The following is a 1,969-nucleotide window of genomic DNA, read 5'->3' on the forward strand; positions in this document are numbered from 1 at the left end:
CAAGGACCAGCAGCAACCTATAGTAAGGAGTTAGGAGTTCCTGAATCTCGAAGTTGGGAATCTTTATTTACATTTATACAAAATTGTGGTAAATCATTCTTACCAGCATATACAACAATAGTAGAGCGACGGCAACCCATGGAATATGGCGATCGGGAACGTAACTTTCAGCTATACCGACGTGGCCGTTATGTTGAATTTAATCTAGTGTATGACAGAGGTACAATTTTTGGTTTGCAAACCAATGGTCGTACAGAGTCAATCTTGATGTCTTTACCGCCTTTGGTTCGTTGGGAATATGGGTATAACCCAGAACCCAATACACCAGAAGCTGAACTATATGAAGTATTCTTAAAACCTCATGATTGGGCTAACTGGAAACCAAATCATTAATTACTATGAGTTAAACTACAGTTTAGATGGGCAACCACCGCAAGTAATATCATCCCGAGGGAAGGGTCAGTGATTCAGATTGAGCAAAAAACCCACACAACTCAGGACGGCACAACAGTAATCGTCCTAGCACCAACTGGACGCTTGGATATCACAACAGCTTGGCAGTTTCGCCTCAAGTTGCAGGAATGTATCTCCAAACTAAGTCGTCATGTAGTGGTCAATTTAGGCCAGGTTAACTTTATTGATAGTTCTGGACTGACATCCCTGGTAGCAGGGATGCGAGATGCTGACAAAGTTAAGGGTAGCTTCCGTATTTGTAGCGTTCATCCAGAAGCTAAACTGGTATTCGAGGTAACCATGATGGATTCTGTGTTTGAGATTTTTGAAACAGAAGAAGAAGCTCTTAATTATGATGATGTCCGTGAAGGGAATAGAGCTTAAAAATTCTGAGGCAGAACGAGTCAATTTAATGGTAGAAATAATACCTTGATAGTTAAAGTAATACTTTTAAAGGAATATTATTTCTACCTTCGGTTTATCCATAGTATATCTTTTGGAAATCAATTCAGCTCCAGCAGCAATAAACTTATACTTTGGTGAAATACTCATTTAGTTGGACTAAGCTTTAAACTCAGAATTTAAAGTTTTGATTTGAATAGCTACCAACCATAAGCTACCGATCGCCATTTTTAGCAGCAAATTAGAGTAGAAAAAAAATTCTACTCAAATAGAATTATAAGGTTTGATTAATTTTTATTGATCTAATAACCCCTTCAAGTTAGTTGGTGTGTTTGTGGCTCAATCTTAATTTAGGACTTATACCAAGCATGAAAAAAGAATGTTACGAATATTTTAGTCAACCAAAGTAGTTTAAGTCAGATGCAAATTCACTAGAATAGATTGTTTCATAGAAAAAAATGATAATAAAAAGTGCTTCTACTGACTACTGACTATTGACTATTGACTACTAGAAACAGTCCAAATATTTGTAGCAAAAATTTATAAAATTGGTATTACGCCAACACACTATTCGTCTGTCAAAATAATTTTTAGAGATTGCTTATCCCAAAAAGCATTACCCTAAAATCCAAATTTACAAAAATCTATCCATCATTTCTAAATTGACAGACAACTATATTAACTAAAAACTCAACTATAGTGCCACATTATCTTTTGCTAGGATCGATAGGATCGATAAAATACACATAAGTACAGCATTGAGGTAGGTACTTCACATCGTAAAACCCACTCTGCTACAATATACTTAAAAACTTGTACAGTAGATAAGAATTCAAGAGCCAGGGATGGGATTATAGAACTAGAACACCAGGTGAATAATATTCGTACTGTTTCAGATACTAAGAAAGCCTTTTATAACTTTCACATCCGTCCTATTAATTCAATATATAATCGGGTAGTTGAAGAGTTGTTAGTGGAAATGCACCTGATTTCCGTTAATACTAATTATAGCTATAACCCATTTTATGCTTTGGGTGTAGTTACAGCTTTTGACCGTTTTATGCAGGGATATTCTCCAGAGCAGGACAAAATTTCGATTTTTAATGCTTTGATA

3 protein-coding genes are annotated in these 1,969 nt (G+C 35.6%); all 3 read left to right on the forward strand.

Annotated elements, in window-relative coordinates:
* On the forward strand, positions 1–393 hold a 393-nt coding region (locus tag F6K22_RS39655; RefSeq protein WP_293110531.1), incomplete at its 5' end, for a coproporphyrinogen III oxidase.
* Positions 394–462: 69 nt separating this feature from the next.
* Complete coding sequence (locus F6K22_RS39660; protein WP_293110532.1) at positions 463–837, forward strand: STAS domain-containing protein; 375 nt, start codon at positions 463–465, stop codon at positions 835–837.
* Between the two features lie 889 nt (positions 838–1,726).
* The coding region (locus tag F6K22_RS39665; protein ID WP_293110534.1) for a photosystem II biogenesis protein Psp29 at positions 1,727–1,969 on the forward strand (243 nt) is incomplete at its 3' end.

The sequence above is a fragment of the Okeania sp. SIO2F4 genome (assembly GCF_010672385.1).
Taxonomy (GTDB): Bacteria; Cyanobacteriota; Cyanobacteriia; order Cyanobacteriales; family Microcoleaceae; genus Trichodesmium.